Consider the following 19,101-nt stretch of genomic DNA (forward strand, 5'->3'; position numbering starts at 1 on the left):
TTTTTCTGGGGGCTCAGCGCATCAAGCGGCCGCCATTGAGATCGAGCGTCGTGCCCGTGACGAAGGCCCCGGCCGCCGAGGCCAGGTAGACCACGGCGGCCGCCACTTCCTGCGCCTCGCCGAAGCGGCCGAGCGGGATGCCGCGCAGCAGCGCCTGTTGCCGCTCCGGCGCCATGGCGTCGAGCAGGGGGCTGCGGATCGCCGCCGGCGCCAGCGCATTGACCGTGACGCCATCGGCCGCCAGGGCCTGCGCGAACGAGCGGGTCAGTGCGATCAGCCCGGCCTTCGAGGCCGCGTAGTGGGCGCCGGTCGCCGCGCTGGCCTGCTGGCCCGCGATCGAGGCCAGGTTGACGATGCGGCCCGCACCGCGCTCGCGCATGTGACGTCCGGCGATGCGGCAGCCGAAGAAGCTGCCGCGCAGGTTCACTGCCATCACCTCGTCCCATTCGCCGGCCGTGATGTCCCAGAGCGAGGTCGAGGGCGTCAGCGCGGCGTTGTTGACCATCAGGTCGACGGCGCCGAAGTGCTGCACGGCGGCCTCGAAGCTGCGTTCGAACGCGGACTCGTCGCGGACATCAAGCGCCATCGCGATGCAGCGGTGGCCGGCGTCGCGAAGGCCCGCCGCCACCGCCTCGGCGGCCGCAGCGTCGACATCGGTCAGCATCACGCCGGCGCCCGCCTGCGCCAGCCCTTGCGCGATCGCGGCGCCCAGGCCCTGCCCCGCACCCGTGACGAACGCCGCTTGCCCATCGAGGGAGAGCATCGCTTCAGCCCTTGGCGCGTGGGGCGCCCGGCCCGCGGTCCCAGGTGGCGGCCGACACGCCGCGCTCGCGCAGCTTGTACTTCTGCACCTTGCCGTTCTCGGTGCGCGGCAGGTCGTCGAGCAGGTCGACATAGCGCGGCACCGCGAAGTACGGCAGGCGCGACTCGCAGAAGCGCATGAGCTCGGCCGGCTCGATCACGCGGCCGTCTCGCGCCACCAGAGCGGCCATCACCTCGTCCTCGGCCAGTTCGGAGCCCACCGGATAGACCGCGCAGGCGGCGACCGCCGGATGGCTCAGCAGCACCTGCTCGACCTCGAAGGAGGAGATGTTCTCGCCGCGGCGGCGGATCGCATCCTTGATGCGATCGACGAAGCGGAAGGCGCCGTCTGGCTCGCGCAGCACGCGGTCGCCGGTATGGAACCACAGGTTGCGCCAGGCCTCGACCGTCTTCTCCGGCATGTTGAAGTAGCCGCTCGCGAAGGCGTAGGGCTCCTCGGCGCGCAGCAGCAGCTCGCCGGCCTCGCCCGCTGGCAGCTCGGCATCGTCGGCATCGGCGACCCGGGCCTGGAAGCCCGGCCGCAGCCAGCCCATGACCCCTCCGCGCGGTGAATCGGGGGCGGTGGCGATCGCGAAATTGGTCTCGGTCGAGCCATAGCCTTCGAGCAGCCGCACACCAGTGCGCGCGAGGAAGGCCTGCCCGGCCGCCGCCGGCACGCCGGGCCCGAGCCCGGTGCGCACGCGGTGCTCGCGCTCGCCCGGCCCTTCGGGCTGGGCCAGCAGGATCGGCACCATGGCGCCGAGCAGGTAGACCACGGTGGCGCCGCTGGCCCGCATCGAAGGCCAGAAGCCCGAGGCCGAGAAGCGCGACTCGAACACCACCTCGGCGCCCGTGAGCGCGGCCTGCGAGAAGGTGTTGAGGGCGTTGATGTGGAACAGCGGCAAGGTGGTGCACAGCACGTCGTCGGCGCCGACGCCGAGCACCTCGGCGCTGTTCACGCCCCACCAGAAATACTGGGCATGCGGGCAGACCACGCCCTTGGCCGGGCCGGTGGTGCCCGAGGTGTAGAGGATCGCCAGCGGATCGCCGGGCTGCACCGCGGCCGGCGCGATCGGCCCGGTGCCTTGGCGGTACGGCACAAGCCGGATGCCGGCGGGCGGCTGCCACGGGCTCTTCGCTTCACCGATGACCCAGATCTCCCGCAAGGCGGTGCGCGCCAGGTCCGCGGTCCGCAGGCGCTCCAGCAGTTCGGCCTCGATCACCAGCAGCTTCGCCTCGCTGTTGGAAAGGAAGTACTCGACCTGGGGGCCCATCGAGGCCGTGTTGACCGGCACCGTGACGGCGCCGAGCCAGCCGGCGCCGAGGAACACTTCGAGGAACTCGATGCAGTTGCCGCTCATGAGCGCGACGCGGTCGCCGCGCGCCACGCCGGATTGCGCCAGCGCCGAGGCTTGCCGCGCCGCGGCTTCGGCGGCATCGGCATGCGACCAGCTCCGGCCCGCGACCTTCAGCAGCGGACGCTGCGCGAACTGCGCCGACTGCCGCTGCAGCATCGCCGGCAGGGTGCGTTGCGCGGCGGGCAGCCGGCGCGGCTCATTCGTCATCGTGCGTGCCTCCGCCGAGGTAGGTGGCCTGGACGCGCGGGTCGCTCTCGAGCTGTTCCGACGGACCCGACAGCGCGATCTCGCCGGTCTCCAGCACATAGCCGTGGTCGGAGCTCTCGAGCGCGGCGCGCGCGTTCTGCTCCACCAGCAGGATCGAGACGCCGTCCTCGCGCAGCTTGCGCACGATCAGCAGGATGTCGCGCACGATCAGCGGCGCCAGGCCCAGGCTGGGCTCGTCGAGCATCAGCAGGCGCGGCGCCGACATCAGCGCCCGGCCGACCGCGAGCATCTGGCGCTCGCCGCCCGAGAGCGTGTCGGCACGCTGGGCTCGCCGTTCGGCCAGCCGGGGAAAGCGCTCGTAGACCTGCTGCAGCTGGCGCTTGAGCGCGGCGCTCCCGAGCCGCTTGGAGAAGGCGCCGAGCTGCAGGTTGTCGAGCACGGTGAGCTCGCCGAACAGCTCGCGCTTTTCGGGCACCAGGCACAGGCCGCGTTCGACGCGCGCCTCGACGTCGAGACCGTGCAGGTCCTCGCCCTCGAACTTCAGAAGGCCCTTGCTCGGCAGCAGGCCCATGGCCGCCGCCAGCAGCGTGGTCTTGCCGGCGCCGTTGGGGCCGATCACCGAGATGATCTGGCCGTGTTCCAGACTCAGCGAGACGCCGCGCACCGCGTCGACCTGGCCGTAGGACACGTGCAGGTCGCCGATTTCGAGCATCGCCGTTCCGCTCATGCCACGCTCCCGAGGTACGCAGCCTGCACCCGCTCATCGGCGCGCACCGCCGAGGGCACGCCCTCGACCAGCTTGGAGCCGAAGTTCATCACCACCAGCCGGTCCACCAGTTTCATCACGAAGTCCATGTCATGTTCGACGATCAGGATCGTCACGCCATCGTCGCGCAGCTTGCGCAGCAGTTCACCGAGCGCCATCTTCTCCTTGCGGCGCAGGCCGGCCGCGGGCTCGTCGAGCACCAGCAGCACCGGGTCGGCGGCCAGCGCTCGCGCGATCTCGAGGATGCGCTGGGTGCCCAGCGGCAGGCTGCCGGCGAGCTCGTGCGCCCGGTCGCCGAGGCCGATGCGCTCGAGCTGGCGCTGCGCCTCCTGCAGGATCTGCCGCTCCTCGGTGCGGTCGAGCCGCAGGCCGGCCTTCAGCACGCCCGAGCGGGTGCGCGAATGGGCGCCGAGCGCGACGTTGTCCAGCAGGCTCATGTGCGGGCGCAGCTTCACGTGCTGGAAGGTGCGCGCCAGCCCGAGCTGTGCCACCTTGCGCTGCGGCAGTCCGGCGATGTCCTGGCCCAGGAAGCGCACCTGGCCCGCGGTCATCGGCAACGTGCAGGTCAGCAGGTTGAACATGGTCGACTTGCCGGCGCCGTTGGGGCCGATCAGGCCGACGATCTCGCCCGCCTTGACATCGAAGCTGACGTCGTTCACCGCCACCAGCCCGCCGAAGCGCTTGACCGCGCCGGTCACCGAGAGGATCGGCGAGCCGCGGTCGGGCAGGCTGCGATGCGCCAGCGGCTCGACCGGCGCCGCGGGCTCGCGCGATGGCGCCGCGGCGAAGCGGCCGCCGGTCCAGCGCCGCACGAAGCCCATCAGGCCGCCGCGCGCGAAGTGCAGCAGCAGGATGAACAGGGTCGCGAAGGCCACCGCCTCGAGCTGGCCGGCGCGCTGCGTCAGCATCGGCAGCACGTCCTGCAGGCCGTTCTTGAGCACCAGCACCAGGGCCGCGCCGACCAGCGCGCCGGCCAGCTGCCCGAGCCCGCCGGCCACCGCCATCAGCAGGTACTCGATGCTGGCGCGGACGTCGAAAGGCGAAGGGCTCACGAAGCGGTTCATGTGCGCATAGAGCCAGCCCGCCAGGCCCGCGAACAGCGCCGCCGTGACGAACAGCGTGAGCCGCACGCGGTAGGCGTCGGCGCCGACGCTGGCCAGCAGCGTGGCACCGCCGCGCAGGCTGCGGATCGCTCGCCCCGGCCGCGACTGCAGCAGGTTGTGGCTGAACAGGAAGGCCAGCCCGACCAGCGCCCAGATCAGGTAGTAGATCGCGCGTGGATCGGCCAGCGACCAGCCGCCGATGCGCAGCGGCGGAATGTTCGACAAACCGGTGTGGCGTCCGAGCGCATCGACGTTGCCGAACAGCATCGCGATCGACAGCCCCCAGGCGATCGTGCTGAGCGGCAGGAAGTGCCCGCCCAGGCGCAGGGTCAGCATGCCGATGGCCAGCGCGGAAATACCGGTCAGAAGCAGCGCGAACAAGAGGCCGATCCACGGCGACATGCCCTGCGTGGTGGTGAGCCAGGCGGTCGCGTAGGCCGCGATGCCGACGAAGGCCGCCTGCCCGAAGGAGGTGGCGCCGCCGATGCCGGTCAGCAGCACCAGGCCCAGCGCGACCAGCGCGCCGATGCCGATGTCGTTGAGCAGCGAGACCGTGAAGTTGCCGGCCAGCATCGGCGCGATCGCCAATGCGAGGATCACCAGGCCGATCCAGAAGTTGCGGGTGCGAAGGAGGCTCATTGGTCCACCTCGTCTTCTTCCTCTTCCGAATGCACGCTGAGGAAGGACCTCAGCATGAGCACCGGGATCAGCAGGCTGAACACGATCACGTCCTTGAGCGCACCGCTCCAGAACGAGGCGAAGCTCTCGACCACGCCGACCGCGAGCGCACCGATCGCGGTCATCGGGTAGCTCACGAGGCCGCCGATGATCGCGGCCACGAAGGCCTTGAGGCCGATGATGAAGCCGGAGTCGTAGTACATGGTGGTGACGGGTGCGATCAGCACCCCGATCAGGCCGGCCAGCAGCGATGCGCTGCCGTAGGCCAGCAAGGCGGTGCGCGCCGGCCGGATACCGACCAGGCGCGCGCCGACGCGGTTGACCGCGGTGGCGCGCAAGGCCTTGCCCGCCACGGTGCGCTCGAACACCAGGAAGAACAGGCCGCTCAGCACGATCGCCGCGCCGACCATCAGCACCACCTGGCCGCTGACCGAGAAGCCGTCGCCGAGCGCGATGCTGCCGCTGGCGAGCGGCTGCGTGCGCGAGCCTTCAGGTCCGAAGAACAGCAGGCCCAGGCCCGACAGCAGGAAGTGCAGCGCCAGCGAGACGATCAGCAGCACCAGCACCGAGGCGTCGGCGATCGGCTGGAACACCACGCGCGCCAGCAGCGGTGCGATCGGCACCACCAGCAGCACCGTGACCGCGATCTGCACGGCCGACGGAATGCCGGGCCGCGAGGTCGCCCAGGCCAGCAGGCAGGGCAGGAGCGGCAGCACGCCCCAGGCGAGGATCGCCTTGGGGATCTTGCGGCCCTCGCCGCGCCGCAGCAGGCTGCCGACCTCGGTCAGCGTCGCCAGCGCGGCCAGCACCATCACCAGTCCGATCGTCGGCGGCAGGCGGCCGGTCTCGAAGGCCGCCAGCGTCAGCGCCGCAAAGGCCGCGATGTCGCCGAAGGGCACGAAGACCACCCGCGTGACCGAAAAGATCAGCACCAGCCCAAGCCCGGCGAGCAGATAGACCGCGCCATTGGCGAGCCCGTCGATGCCCAGGATGAGCGCCACGTCCCATGTCATTGAAATGCCCTTCGAAAAATGTTGCCCCCACGCTCCCCCACTGCGTGTGGGTCGCTGCCCCCCGAGGGGGCCGCAGGCCGCCTTGGGGCGGCCCGGCGCCGGCCTATGTCCGCACCACTCTCAGCCTTTCTCATGGCGCCAATTTCCACTGTCCGTTGTCGAGCTTGACGATCACGCGCGCGCGCTCGTCGACGCCATACAGGTTCCCCGGCTTGAAGTTGTAGACGCCATGCGTGCCCACCACTTCCTTGGTGCTGGCGATCGCGTCGCGCAGCGACAGGCGGAACTCGGGCGTGCCGGGCTCGCCCTTCGCGCGCGCCGCGGCATCGGTGAAGACCAGCCAGCCGTCGAAGGAGTAGGCCGAGAAGGCATCGCTGGTCGGCGCGTTGTTGACCTTCTGGAAGGCGGCGCGGAAGTCCATGGCGATCTTCTTGGTCGGGTAGCCCTCGGGCAGCTGCTCGGCGACGATCACCGGGCCGGTGGGCATCAGCGCGTTCTGTCCGGAGGCGCCGACGACCCGCACGAAGTCGGGGTTGATCAGGCCGTGCTGGCCGTACACGGGTCCCTTGAAGCCGCGCTCGGCCAGCGCCAGGAAGGGCAGCGCGCCCGGCGTGCCGGCGCCGCCGGTCATGACCGCATCGGGCTTCATCGCGACCAGCTTCAGCACCTGCCCCGTGACCGAGGCGTCGGCGCGCGCATAGCGCTCGTTGCCCAGCACCTTGATGCCGGCCTCGGGGGCCGACTTCATGAGCGCGTTGTAGACCAGGTCGCCCCAGGCGTCGGAGAAGCCGATGTAGCCGACCGACTTGACGCCGTCCTTCTTCATGCGCTGGACCACCGCGTCGATCATCAGCTGGGTCGGCTGCGCGACCGTGAAGACCCAGGGGTTCTCGGCCGCATCGAGCTGGATCGGCGTCAGGCCGATCATCGGCACCTTCGCATCGCGCCCCACCTGCGCCATCGCGATCGCGGCCGGCACGCCCGAGGTGCCCATCAGCACGTCGACCTTGTCTTCCTCGACCAGCTTGCGCGCATTGCGCCCGGCGGTGGTCGGGTCGGAGCCGTCGTCGAGCACGATCAGCTGGATCTTGCGGCCGTTGACCTCTGGCTTGTAGGCCAGTGCGGCCTGCATGCCCTTGGCGTAGGGAACGCCGAGCGAGGAGTTGGGGCCGGAGAGCGAAACGCTGAGGCCGACCTTGAGGTCGGCCGCGAACGCCGCTGCCGTGAGGCCGACGCCCAGCGCGGCTGCCAGTGCGCTGCGGGTCAAGGTCTGCATCAAGCTCTTCATGTCGTGGGCTCCTGGTGGGTGAAATGGACGAGCGGATCGCTCAGATGAACAACTGGATCGCCGGCAGCGCACGCCCGGCATTGAGAAGATCGACGCGCTTCTGCTGGATCGCCCAGCCGGCCTCCGTGCGCACCAGCCGATGGCGATAGCTGCCGGCCAGCAGCAGCTGCTGTTCGCCGCGCGACTCGACATAGAGGAAAGGGGTGTGCAGCAGGACCTCGCCGCTGCCGTCGTCCTCGCGCTCGATGCGCGAGCGCTGCAGCACATGCTGCGAATGGCTCGCCGGATGCTGCGAGTGCGCACGCGGGTTCTTGAGGCGCTCGATGCGCAGCTGCAGCAGCAGCCGGTCTTCGTAGGCGATCGAGTTGTGGGAGACGGGGTCGGCCTGGGCCGCGCCCTGCAGCGGCACCCAGTAGTGGCCGTCCTCGGCGAACAGCGCCAGCCAGTCGTCGAAGCGGCCGGCATCGAGCAAGGCGGCTTCGGCGGCGACGAAGTCTTCGGGCGCCATCACGCCTGCGCCTCCATGGCGGGCGCCATGTACTTCGCCCAGGCGCGGAACTGGTTGCGCATCAACAGCTCGTTGGTGCCGTTGGTGGTGATCGTCGATTGCTGCAGTTCGGCGGGATCGAAGTTGCGGTGCAGGCTGATCCACTCGTTGCCCTCGGCGCGCAGGCCCTGCTGCATGCTCTCGAACAGGTGGACGTCGTCGTGCGCCACCACCGACATCGGCGAGAAGACCAGCCGGTTGTAGCTCATCGCGCGCTCGAACAGCAGGTCGGGCGCGCCGGCGGCGCGGAAGCTCCAGGCTTCGATCATCGTCAGGTTGGCCGCCAGCGGCCGGATCACGCGGATCGCCTGCGGCGAGCCCTTGACCGACAGGCTGGGGAAGAACACCGAGTTCTGCGGCGAGCGCTGCAGGATCTCGATGGCCCGCTCCTCGCCGTGCGCATGGCGCATCGCTTCCTCGTAGTCCGGCAGCTGCGCGTAGTTCGAGTGGATGCTGAAATTGACGCCCAGCACGCTGTGGCCGTTGGCGAACACGCGGCCGCCCATCCGGTCGAAGAAGTCGTAGCCGGAGCCGAATGGCAGGATCTGCTCCATCGCCATCGGCTTGGGTGCATCGGCCGCGCGGCCCTGCCACAGGGCATCGGCCGCCTGCGTGGCTGATTCATGGGTCGACATCGGATGCACCGTGTCGTTGATGTTCTCGAGGTACATCTTCCAGTTGCAATGGATGATGTTGCGCAGCACGCCGCCGCCGACGGTGAGCCGGCCCTCGGGCGAGCGGTCGACCATGTTGTCGATGGCTTGCAGAACCTCGCCGAAGAATTCCTCGAAGCCCGGCCCCTCGTCGGACAGCCGCACGAACACGAAGTCGCGGTACACGGCCGTGTGCTTCAACTCGGTCAGGCCCTGGCCCGACTCGCATTCCCTCAGCCGCGTGCCTTCATAGCCGGCCTTGAGCGGAATCGCGAGCGGTGCGCCATCGAGCTTGTAGGTCCAGGCGTGGTAGGGGCAGCGGAAGAACTTGCCGGTGTTGCCGCATTCGTCGGTGACCAGCCGGCTGCCCTTGTGGGCGCAGCGGTTGTAGAACACGCGCACCGCGCCGTCGGCCTGCCGCACCATCATCACCGGCCGGCCGGCCAGCTCCAGCGACCAGAAGTCGCCGCTGTTCGGCACCTGGCTCGCATGGCCCGCGTAGAGCCAGGTGCGGGCAAAGAACCGCTCTTGCTCGAGCGCGAAAAGCTCATCGCTCAGGTACAGGTCGCGGTGCACGCGATCGTCCTGGACGAGCGCGGCGATCGCTTCGGGCCGGTCGCGGTAGGTCATCTACGGAACCAGCTTCCACTGGCCCTTTTCGCTGCGCACGATCACCACCGCGCGCTGGTCGGAGCCGTAGCGGTTGTCGGGTTTGAAGTTGTAGATGCCGTGGGTGCCGGTCAGCTCCTTGGTGCTGACGATCGCGTCGCGCAGCGCGCTGCGGTAGGCCGGCGTGCCGGGCTCGCCCTTGGTGCGCGACGCCGCGTCGGCCAGCAGCAGGTAGGCGTCGTAGGTGTAGGACGAGAAAGCGTCGTTCGGCGCCGCGCCGTTGGCCTTCTGGTAGGCGTTGCGGAAGGCCATCGAGACCTTCTTGATCGGATTGGTGTCGGGCAGCTGGTCGGCCACCAGCACCGGGCCGCTGGGCACCTGCAGGCCTTCGATCGAGGCGCCGCCGACGCGCACGAAGTCGGCGTTGATCAGGCCGTGCGTGCCGTAGATCTGGCCCTTGTAGCCGCGATCGGCCAGCGCCAGGTACGGCAATGCACCCGGCGTGCCCGAGTTGCCGGCGAACACTGCATCGGGTTTGGCCGAGAGGATCTTGAGCACCTGGCCCGCCACCGACGAGTCGCTGCGTGCATAGCGCTCGTTGGCGACCACCTTGATGCCGGCGGCGTCGGCGCTCTTCATGAGCGAGTCGTAGGCGAGATCGCCCAGCGCATCCGAGAAGCCGATGAAGGCCACGGTCTTGACGCCCGACTTCTTCATGCGATCGACCACCGCCGCGACCATCAGCGGGAAGGGCTGCGACACCGTCACGGTCCAGGCGCCTTCGGCGCCGGGGATGGTGACCGGCGTGGGCGAGATCAACGGCGTGTTGAGCTCGCGCGCCACCGCCGCGATCGCCATTGCGCCGGGCACGCCCGAGGTGCCGATCAGCACGTCGACCTTGTCCTCGACCACCAGCTTGCGCGCATTGCGCCCGGCGGTGGTCGGGTCGGAGGCGTCGTCGAGCACGATCAGCTCGACCTTGTGGCCCGCCAGCACCGGGTGTTCGGCGATCGCGGCGCGGATGCCCTTCTCGTAGGGAATGCCGAGCGCCGAGACCGGGCCCGAGAGCGAACTGATGAAGCCGACCTTGAGGTCCGCGGCCGTGGCTTGCAAAGCCGCCAGGGTTACGGCTCCAAGAGCGAGGGTCCGAATGAAAGTGCGCATATTCAATGGATTCCGAAAGGGTGATGCGATCAAGAAGTACGCAGCCGATGCAAGGGACATTCCAGGAATACCGCGGAACCGGCTATGCCGGGCCGCTGGTATTGCCCCCGGTCGGGGGTGGGCGGCTACACGAAGTGAGCCAACCTGGGGGCGAGCTAAGGAACCAGCTTCCATTGGCCTTTTTCCAGTTTCACGATCACGCGGGAGCGCTCGTCCGAACCGTAGCGGTCGTCGGGCTTGAAGTTGTAGACGCTGTGCGTGCCCACCAGCTCCTTGGTGCTGACGATCGAATTGCGCAGCGCCGCACGGTAGGCGGGCGTGCCGGGCTCGCCCTTGGTGCGCGCGGCGGCGTCGAGGAACAGCAGCCAGGCGTCGAAGGAGTAGGCCGAGAAGGCATCGGTCGGCGGCGCGCCGTTGGCCTTCTGGTAAGCCGCGCGGAAGTCCATCGAAGCCTTGCGGATCGGGTTCGAATCGGGCAGCTGCTCGGCCACGATGACCGGGCCGGTCGGTGCCAGCAGGCCTTCGACCGACGGGCCGCCCACGCGCACGAAGTCGGGATTGATCAAGGCGTGCATGCCGTAGATCTGGCCCTTGTAGCCGCGCTCGGCCAGTGCCAGGTAGGGCAGCGCGCCGGGCGTGCCCGAGGTGCCGGTGATGACGGCGTCGGGCTTCAGCGCGACGATCTTCAGCACCTGGCCGGTGACCGATGAATCGGCGCGCGCATAGCGCTCGTTCGACACCACCTGCAGGCCGGCCGGCTCGGCGCTCTTCTTGAGCGCGTCGTAGACCAGGTCGCCCCAGGCATCGGAGAAGCCGATGTAGCCGACCGTCTTGACGCCCGACTTCTTCATGCGCTCGACCACTGCGCTGACCATCAGCGGCGCCGGCTGCGGCAGCGTGACCATCCAGGCACCGTCTTCGCCCGGCAGGTTGGCGTTGGCGATCGAGATCAGCGGCGTCTTGGTCTCGCGCGCCACGGCGGCGATCGCCAGCGCGCCGGGCGAGCCGGCGGTGCCGATGATGACGTCGACCTTGTCCTCGTCGATCATCTTGCGCGCATTGCGTGCGGCGGTCGACGGGTCGGACGCATCGTCGAGCTGCACGAACTGGATCTTGCGGCCGTTGAGCTCTGACTTGTAGGCCAGCGCGGCCTTCATGCCCTTGTCGTAGGGAATGCCCAGCGAGGACACCGGCCCCGACAGCGAGGTGATGAACCCCACCTTGAGATCGGCGGCGAGCGCCGTGGCGTGGAAGGCGCCGAAGCTGGCGGCAAGGCCCGCCAGTGCGCAGATTCGGGTCAAGACTTTCATGCAAACCTCCTCAGGTTGGAGACGGACGTGGAACCGGGGACTTCAAACAAGAACATGATTTATGAAATATTGAAGTGTCAAGAATCCTAATGAAGCGATGGCGCGATGACAAGAGAAGGAACCATGCGTTTCGGGTGTACTGCGTCAGAGCGCGAGGCTGCCGACGCTGGTGCCGCCGCACACGTACAGCACCTGCCCCGTGACGAAGCTGCTCGCGGGATCGGCAAAGAAACGCACGGCGCGTGCCACGTCTGCGGATTCGCCGAGGCGCCGCACGGGAACCGATGCTGCGAGCGCCTGCTCCTTCGCGCTGCCTGCCTCGACCACGTCGTAGAACATGTCGGTGCGGATCGGTCCCGGCGCGACCACGTTGACCGTGATGCCCTCGGGCGCGAGCTCGAGCGCCCAGGTGCGCGCCATGCCCAGCATGCCGGCCTTGGTGGCCGAATAGCTGGTGCGGGTCTGCAGGCCCAGCGCCGCGCGCGACGACAGCAGCACCACGCGGCCGAAGCGCTGCGCCCGCATTGCCGGCAGCGCCGCCTGCACCAGCTGGATCGCGCAGCCCAGGTGCAGGTCGACCAGCGCGTCGAGGTCCTCGAGCTTGACGTCGGAGATCAGCGCCGGCCGGATCACGCCGGCGTTGTGCACCACGGTCGTCACCTCGAAGCCTCGCACCAGTTCGGCCGCCGCCTGCGCGGTGGCCGCGCGATCGGCCAGGTCGACCTCGATGCTGTGCAGCTTCGGGTGATCGATCTCGGCGCGGCGGCGTGCCAGCGACACGACCTCGTAGCCCTGCGCCAGCAGGTCTTCGCAGATCGCCTTGCCGATGCCGGCACTGCCGCCCGTGACGGCCGCGACCCGGGCCGTCATGCCGAGGCTCCGACCAGCGCCAGCACGCGCAGCGGGCTGCCGCTGCCCTTCTCGATCTTGAGCGGCGGGCAGATCAGCACCGCGCCGGCGGGCGGCAGCAGGTCGAGGTTGCTCAAGCACTGCAGGCCATAGCGACCGGCCCCGTGCATGTAGTAGTGGCACGGGTACGGCGGGCGCAGGTGGTAGCCCTGGCCGGCATCGGTGCCGATCGCTTCGGAGCCGAAGCCGATCACGTCGCGCTCCTCGACCAGGAAGCGCACCGCCTCGGTGCTCGGGCCTGGCGTGTGCTGGCCGGTCTCGTCGAAGTTCTGGTAGGCCTCGGGGTCCTGGCGCTTCGACCAGTCGGTGCGCATCAGCGCCCATGCCCCCTTCGGAATGCGGCCGTGCAGGCTCTCGTAGCGCTCGATGTCGGCGATGCTCAGCAGGTAGTCGTCGTCGCCCTTGACCTGTTCGGAGCAGTCGATCACGCAGGCCGGCGCGACGAAGTGCTGCACCGGAATGGTGTCGACCGAATTGTTCGGCAGGTCGCGGCCCGAGATCCAGTGGATCGGCGCATCGAAGTGGGTGCCCGTGTGCTCGCCGCACGAGAAGTTGTTCCAGTACCAGCCCGGCCCGCGCTCGTCGTACTTCGAGACCTCCTCGATGCGGAAGGGCCAGCACTGGCCCATCTCGGGCGGCAGCGCGATCTGCGGGAACTCGGGTGTCAGGGTCTGCGTAAGGTCGACCACGCGGATGCGGCCGCTGGCCATCGCGCTCACCAGCCCGCCGAGGATCTCGGCGGCGGACATCAGTTGGGTTGTCGTCGTCATCGTGTGTTGCTCCTGCTTCTAGCCACCGGCCGCGAGTTCGCGTTCCAGGATCTTCGGGTTGTCGCGCCAGCGCTCCAGCCACTCCTGCGCCACGTCGCCGGGGTACACGTCCTCGACACCGTCGCGCAACGCCTTCACGATGGCGTTCGCCAGCGCGCTGCCGGCCAGCTTGGGAGGCGGGGTGTGCTGGTTCCACTCGTCGTCGATCGGTCCCGGGAACACGTTGATCACGCGGATGCCGGCCGGACGCATCTCGGCGCGCAGGCACTGGGCCAGCGAATGGGCCGCCGCCTTCGAGGCGCTGAAGGTGCCGTGCGGCGGAAAGTTGCTGAGCGCATAGATCGACAGCAGGTTGACCCAGGCGGTGGCGCCGGTGGCGCCGTCGGCCGAGCGGCCCTTGAGCGCCGGGCCGAACTCCTGCGCCAGGCGCAGCAGGCCGAAGTAGTTGATGTCCATCTCGGCCTTGGCGACATCGGTGCCGCGCCGCGACCCGATGCCGAAGCTGCGGTGAACCTCGGCGTTGTTGATCACGATGTCGACCTTGCCGCCGATCTCGCCCGCGAGTTCGGTCACCGAGCGGCCGTTGGTGAGGTCGAGCGGCACCAGCGTCACCTGCGGCAGCGCCGTGATGTCCTCGAGGCCGCCCATCTTCTTCCAGGGCTCGGCGTGGCCGACCCAGACGATGTCGGCACCGGCCTTGACCAGGGCGCGCACGATCGCCTGGCCGACCTCGGTCTTGCCGTCGGTGACCAGCACCTTGCGGAACTTCGGATCGCTGGTCATTTCCCTCAGCATCTTGTCGTCGGCCATGTGGGCGCTCCCTTCGTTCGGAAATCCAATCAATACCGCCTGTCCGGCGCGGTCGAGCCGGGCGCCCACGCGCACGCGCGCCGGCGCCTCGCCGACCTCGCCATGCAGGTGGACCATCAAGGTCGGCCCGGCGTCGAGCTGCACCAGGCCCAGCCGCCAGGGCAGCCGCTCGCGAAAGAACAGGTCGTTGCTGTGGTGCAGCGTGGTGCTGCTGAGCAAGGCGCCCTCGCCGTCCTGCGCCTGCCAGTGCAGGCGCGGCGACAGGCACTTGTGGCAGGCCTCGCGCGGCGGGTACTGCACGGTGCCGCAGTCCTCGCAGGTCTGGAGCTCGAAGCGACCCTCGGCCGCGGCCGCGGTGATGCCCAGCGCCACGCGGCCACGGGCCCACGGCGGCAGGTTCATCTGCCGGGTGCGCAGCACCGGATTCTTGCGCTTGGGACGCATCAAGGGCATGGTCATGCAGGTCTCCCCAGAATCACCGCGCCGGTGCACAGGCAGCGGTCGTAGGTCACCATGCCGAAGCCGGCGACGAGGCCCAACTGCGCGTCGGCCACGCTGCGCGGCCCCGCCGTGTCGGTCAGTTGGCGGATCGATTCGGTCATGCCAAGGAAGCCACCCGCCGCACCGGCCTGCCCCGCCGACAACTGCCCGCCGCTGGTGTTGTTCGGAAAGCTGCCGTCATGCGTCATCGTGTGCGACTGCACGAAGGCCGAGCCCTCGCCCTTCTCGCAGAAGCCGAGGTCCTCGAACTGCATCATCACGATCACCGGGTAGTCGTCGTAGGTCTGGATGAAGTCGATGTCGGCCGGCTGCACGCCGGCCTGGGCATAGAGGTCGTCGCGGTCGCGGCGCCAGCCGCCGCGCACCATCACCGGATCTTCCGAGTAGGCGTTGTGGCGCTCGATCGCCCCGCGGATCACCGCATGCGCCAGGCCCAGGTCGCGCGCCCGCTCCTCGCTCATCACCAGGAAGGCCTCGGCGCCGGCGCAGGGCATCACGCAATCGAACAAATGGATCGGATCGGAGATCGGCCGCGCCGCGATGTATTCGTCGAGCGTCAGCGGCTTCTTGAACATCGCGTCCGGATTCTTGAGCGCATTGCTGCGCTGGTCGACGCAGATGCGGCCGAAGTCCTCGCGCGTGGCGCCGAAGGTGCGCATGTAGTGCGACGTGATCATCGCGAAGATCGAGTTCGGGCCGCCCGAGCCATACGGATAGGTGGCATCGCGCGCGAAGTTGCTGAAGCTGCCCAGCGTCTGGCGGAAGGAATCGACATGGTTCGTGTCGGCTGCGACGCAGGCCACCACGTCGGCGTCGCCGGCCTGCACCGCGCGCGCCGCACGCCGCAGGCACATCACGCCCGAGGCGCCGCCGGTCGGCATGTGGTCGAGCCAGCGCGGCGACAGGCCCAAGTGCTGGGTCACGCCGACCGCGGTGTCGGGCGCCAAAGAGAAGCTGCTGACGCAGAGGCCGTCGATCTGCTCTTTCTTCAGGCCGCTGGCCTTGACCAGCGCTTCCATGGCCTGGCCGAGGAACCAGTGAGCGCCGAGGGTCGAGTAGCGCTGGTAGGGCACGGTGACGGGCACCGCGACCGCCACGCCGTCGTAGGACATCCGCCTTGTCATGACTGCCTCTTTTTCATCGCCCGGGTGTCGATGCAATGCGCTTGCCCCGGCAGGGCCTGCGCCAGTACACGCAGCTGCCCGCGCTGGATCTTTTGCGAGGCCGTGAGCGGCAGCGCATCGACGAAGGCGACGTAGCCCGGCGCCTTGTAGTAGGCCAGCTGGGCCAGTGCATGGTCGACGATGCTGGCGGCCAGTTGTTCGGACCCGGAAGCGGCGTCCTCGCGCAGCACGATGCAGGCCAGCACTTCGTCGCCCCGCACCGCATCGGGCGTGGCGGCCACGGCGGAGGTCTTCACGGCCGGGTGCTGGTTCAGCACGCTCTCGACTTCGACGGCGGAGATGTTCTCGCCGCTGCGCCGGATGACGTTCTTCTTGCGGTCGACGAAGAAGAAATTGCCCTCGACGTCGCGGCGCACCAGGTCGCCGGTGTGGAACCAGCCATCGGTCCAGGCCTCGGCGGTGGCTTGCTCGTCCTTCAGGTAGCCCGAGAAGAAGCGGGCCCGCGGATCCGCGCCGGCCGAACGCACCAACAGTTCGCCCGGCGCATCGGCTGCGACGTCGCGGCCTTCGTCGTCGACCAGCCGCACTTCCATGAAGTTCGTCTGCCGCCCGAAGCAGCTGGTGCCGACCAGGCGCGGCTCGCGGTTCGCCATCACGCAGGCGGCGGCGCCGGTCTCGGTCATGGCCCAGGCCTCGACCAGCGGAAAACCGAAGCGCTGCTCGAAAGGCCCATGGTTCTTGCGGTCGACGCCGGCGCCGAAGCCCCAGCGGATCGCGTGGTCGCGATCGGACGGCGACGGCGGCGCGGAGAGGAGCATCGCGGGCATCACGCCCAGGTAGTGCGCAATGGTTGCCCCCGACTCGCGCGCGCTCTGCAGCCAGCTCTTCGGATGGAAGCGATCGAGCTGCACCAGGCAGCCGCCCGCGACCAGCACCACCATGGTCGAGAACGCCATCGCATTCATGTGGTTGAGCGGCAGCGGCGTGATCACGCGCTCGGCATCGCGGCGGATGCCGCAGACGCCGTCGAGCGCCGCATACCAGTCGCCCGCGCACAGGAAGTAGGCGTTGGACAGGATGCAGCCCTTGGGCCGGCCTGTGGTGCCCGAGGTGTAGAGCAGAGCGCATTCGGTGTCGGCGCCGATCGGCCGGCCGGCATGCGGGGCCGCGCTTCGCGCCGGCGGGATCGCATCGACCGCTTCGGCGTCCATGGTGTCGAAGGCAATGCCCGCCTCGGCCGCTGCCGCGCGCAGGTCGGCGGCCCGCTCGGGCAGCGTGACCGCGAGGCTGATCTCGCTGTGGCCGATCAGGTAGATCAGTTCGGCCGAACGCATCTCGGCATTGATCGGCACCACGCTGGCCCCCAGCGCATTGAGGGCCAACCAGTGAAGCAGGAAGGCAGGCCGGTTTTCGAGCAGCAGCCCGACGCGGTGGCCGTGGCCGTAGCCCGCGGCGGCGTAGGCAATGCGCAAGCGCTCGACCGCTGCCGAGGCCTCGCCCCAGCGGATCGCGCCGGCCGGGATGCCGTAGGCCGCTGCGGTCACCGACTCGGTGAACAGGAACTCGGCCTCCGGGGTGCGGCGGGCCGTGGCGGCGAAGACAGCGTGGACGGTGGCGTGCATGGCGTCTTCAGATGAACAGTTGCACCGCCGGCAGCGCGGCGTCGCAGTTGAGCAGGTTGACCCGCTTGAGCGTCATGCGCAGCGCACCATCGACCACCGTCAGGTGATGGAAGAAGGTGCCGACGTAGAACTGCAGCTCGTCGCCCTGCGACTCGGTGTAGTGGAACTCGCTGCGCACCACGAAGTGCCTGGCCTCGGCATCGAAGACCTCGACCGTCGGCGTCTGCAGCAGGTGATGGCAGCGGCTGCGCGGCTGCTGCGAGAAGGCGCGCGGGCTCTTGAGTCGCTCGATGCGCAGCTCGCGCAGCAGCTTGTCCTCGTAGAGGTGCGAGGTGTGGTTGAGGCCGTCCTCCTGGTCGGGCACCAGCGGGACCCAGTAGAAGGCGTCGTCGGTGAAAAGCGCGTTCCACTCCTCGTAGCGCCTGGCATCGAGCAGGCGCGCTTCGTGGACCACGAAGTCGATCAGGTCCTGGCGGGTCGGTTCGGCCGGCATCACATCGTCTCCGTCATGAATTTCGCCCAGGTGCGGTATTGGTTCCGCATCGGCAGCTCGCTGGTGCCGACCGTGGTGATTTCGCCGCCCGCGGTCTCCGACGGATCGAAGTTGCGATGCAGGCTGACCCATTCGTTGCCGCTCGCATGCAGGCCGGCCTGCATGCCGCGATAGGCCTGCAGGTCGTCGTGGCCGACCACCGAGAAGGGCGAGTTGATCAGGCGGTTGTACATGGTCGTGCGCTGCAGCAGCTCGGGCGGCGCGCCCTTGAGGCGGAAGGTCCAGCTCTCGACCAGGGTCTTGTCGACCGCGATCGGCCGCACCACCCGGATCGCCTGGATCGCGCCCTTGATCGTGAGGTTCGGGTAGTACACCGTGTTGTGCCGCGCCATGCCAAGGATCTGCGCGGTGCGCTCCTCGCCGTACTTCGCCTTCATCGCATCGTCGTAGGCGGGGATCGCCTTGTACTTGCTGTGGATGCTGAAGTTCACCCCCGTGAAGCTGTGGCCGTTGTCGTAGGTGCGAACGCCCATGTCCTCGAAGAACTTGTAGTCCGACATGAAGGGCACGAACTGCTCGATCGCCATCGGTTTCGGCTCGTCCTCGGGCTTGCCGGCCCACATGCTCTTGGCGGTGCCGGCCGACGACTCGTGCGCCACCATCGGGTGCATGGTGTCGTTGAGGTTCTCGACGAACATCTTCCAGTTGCACTGGTGCATGAAGCGCAGGCAGCCGCCGGCGATCTCGAGCTCGCCCTCGGGCGAACGGTCGGCCATGTTGTCGATCGAGCTCAGCGAGTCGCCGAAGAACTCCTCGAAGTCGGGGCCCACGTCGTTGATCTTGACGAAGATGAAGCCGCGATGGCTGCGCACGTTCTTCACCGTCGTCAGGCCCTTGGCCGATTCGCATTCGTGCAGCTGCGTGCCTTCGTAGCCGTTCTTGAGCGGGATCGACAGCAGCGAGCCGTCGGTCTTGAAGGTCCATGCGTGGTACGGGCAGCGGAAGAACTTGCCGGTGTTGCCGCAGGGCGCGCTCACCAGGCGCGAGCCCTTGTGCGCACACCTGTTCATCATCGCGCGCACCGTGCCGTCGCTGTGGCGCACGACGATCAGCGGGCGACCGGCGATCTCGGTGTTGAGATAGTCGCCGGCCTTGGGCAGCTGGCTCTCGTGGCCGATGTAGTTCCAGGTGTTGGCGAAGAAGTGCTCCTGCTCCAGTTCGAACAGCTCGGCGCTGGTGTAGAGGTCGCGATGCACGCGGTCGGGCTGCACCAGTGCGCGCACTGCTTCGGGGTTGCCTCGGTAGGAAGTCATGTGTGTGGCTCCATCTAATCAGTTGAGGACAGAGCAAAAACTGCTGCGCAGTTTCTTGATCT

At 68.7% G+C, this 19,101-nt stretch carries 17 protein-coding genes; all 17 read right to left on the bottom strand.

Annotated elements, in window-relative coordinates; genetic code table 11:
* Positions 1–13: 13 nt before the first annotated feature.
* On the bottom strand, positions 14–763 hold the full coding sequence (locus QTI45_RS12835; protein ID WP_286654639.1) for an SDR family NAD(P)-dependent oxidoreductase: 750 nt from the start codon (positions 761–763) through the stop codon (positions 14–16).
* A gap of 4 nt (positions 764–767) precedes the next feature.
* Complete coding sequence (locus QTI45_RS12840) at positions 768–2,366, bottom strand: ATP-dependent acyl-CoA ligase (protein WP_286654640.1); 1,599 nt, start codon at positions 2,364–2,366, stop codon at positions 768–770.
* Positions 2,356–3,093 carry an ABC transporter ATP-binding protein gene (locus QTI45_RS12845; protein ID WP_286368486.1) on the bottom strand — a complete coding sequence of 246 codons (738 nt, stop codon included), beginning with the start codon at positions 3,091–3,093 and terminating at the stop codon, positions 2,356–2,358. The genes QTI45_RS12840 and QTI45_RS12845 overlap by 11 nt, the downstream gene beginning before the upstream one ends.
* Complete coding sequence (locus QTI45_RS12850; RefSeq protein WP_286654641.1) at positions 3,090–4,874, bottom strand: branched-chain amino acid ABC transporter ATP-binding protein/permease; 1,785 nt, start codon at positions 4,872–4,874, stop codon at positions 3,090–3,092. The genes QTI45_RS12845 and QTI45_RS12850 overlap by 4 nt, the downstream gene beginning before the upstream one ends.
* The gene (locus tag QTI45_RS12855) at positions 4,871–5,926 is read right to left on the bottom strand and encodes a branched-chain amino acid ABC transporter permease (protein ID WP_286368484.1); all 1,056 of its coding nucleotides are present in this window, start codon (positions 5,924–5,926) and stop codon (positions 4,871–4,873) included. The genes QTI45_RS12850 and QTI45_RS12855 overlap by 4 nt, the downstream gene beginning before the upstream one ends.
* A gap of 130 nt (positions 5,927–6,056) precedes the next feature.
* A complete protein-coding gene (locus QTI45_RS12860) occupies positions 6,057–7,214 on the bottom strand; it encodes an ABC transporter substrate-binding protein (RefSeq protein WP_286368483.1) in 1,158 nt (385 codons plus the stop codon).
* A 40-nt stretch (positions 7,215–7,254) separates the two neighbouring features.
* The gene (locus QTI45_RS12865; protein WP_286654642.1) at positions 7,255–7,725 is read right to left on the bottom strand and encodes an aromatic-ring-hydroxylating dioxygenase subunit beta; all 471 of its coding nucleotides are present in this window, start codon (positions 7,723–7,725) and stop codon (positions 7,255–7,257) included.
* The gene (locus QTI45_RS12870) at positions 7,722–9,044 is read right to left on the bottom strand and encodes an aromatic ring-hydroxylating dioxygenase subunit alpha (RefSeq protein ID WP_286654643.1); all 1,323 of its coding nucleotides are present in this window, start codon (positions 9,042–9,044) and stop codon (positions 7,722–7,724) included. Before QTI45_RS12870 ends, QTI45_RS12865 begins: the two co-directional genes overlap by 4 nt.
* Positions 9,045–10,187, bottom strand: coding sequence for an ABC transporter substrate-binding protein (locus QTI45_RS12875; RefSeq protein WP_286654644.1), 1,143 nt, complete (start codon positions 10,185–10,187; stop codon positions 9,045–9,047).
* A gap of 155 nt (positions 10,188–10,342) precedes the next feature.
* A complete protein-coding gene (locus QTI45_RS12880) occupies positions 10,343–11,497 on the bottom strand; it encodes an ABC transporter substrate-binding protein (RefSeq protein ID WP_286654645.1) in 1,155 nt (384 codons plus the stop codon).
* Between the two features lie 144 nt (positions 11,498–11,641).
* Positions 11,642–12,367, bottom strand: a complete 726-nt coding sequence (locus QTI45_RS12885) for an SDR family NAD(P)-dependent oxidoreductase (RefSeq protein ID WP_286368478.1) — start codon at positions 12,365–12,367, stop codon at positions 11,642–11,644.
* A complete protein-coding gene (locus tag QTI45_RS12890; RefSeq protein ID WP_286368477.1) occupies positions 12,364–13,176 on the bottom strand; it encodes a cyclase family protein in 813 nt (270 codons plus the stop codon). Before QTI45_RS12890 ends, QTI45_RS12885 begins: the two co-directional genes overlap by 4 nt.
* Positions 13,177–13,194: 18 nt before the next feature.
* Complete coding sequence (locus QTI45_RS12895; RefSeq protein WP_286654646.1) at positions 13,195–14,445, bottom strand: SDR family NAD(P)-dependent oxidoreductase; 1,251 nt, start codon at positions 14,443–14,445, stop codon at positions 13,195–13,197.
* Positions 14,442–15,611, bottom strand: coding sequence for a thiolase family protein (locus QTI45_RS12900; RefSeq protein WP_286654647.1), 1,170 nt, complete (start codon positions 15,609–15,611; stop codon positions 14,442–14,444). The genes QTI45_RS12895 and QTI45_RS12900 overlap by 4 nt, the downstream gene beginning before the upstream one ends.
* On the bottom strand, positions 15,608–17,233 hold the full coding sequence (locus QTI45_RS12905; RefSeq protein ID WP_286654648.1) for an AMP-binding protein: 1,626 nt from the start codon (positions 17,231–17,233) through the stop codon (positions 15,608–15,610). Before QTI45_RS12905 ends, QTI45_RS12900 begins: the two co-directional genes overlap by 4 nt.
* A 7-nt stretch (positions 17,234–17,240) precedes the next feature.
* Entirely contained in the window at positions 17,241–17,726 is a 486-nt protein-coding gene (locus QTI45_RS12910; RefSeq protein WP_286654649.1) for an aromatic-ring-hydroxylating dioxygenase subunit beta, read from the bottom strand.
* A complete protein-coding gene (locus QTI45_RS12915; RefSeq protein ID WP_286654650.1) occupies positions 17,726–19,039 on the bottom strand; it encodes an aromatic ring-hydroxylating dioxygenase subunit alpha in 1,314 nt (437 codons plus the stop codon). The genes QTI45_RS12910 and QTI45_RS12915 overlap by 1 nt, the downstream gene beginning before the upstream one ends.
* Positions 19,040–19,101: the final 62 nt, after the last annotated feature.

It is taken from the genome of Variovorax saccharolyticus (genome assembly GCF_030316765.1).
GTDB lineage: Bacteria > Pseudomonadota > Gammaproteobacteria > Burkholderiales > Burkholderiaceae_C > Variovorax > Variovorax saccharolyticus.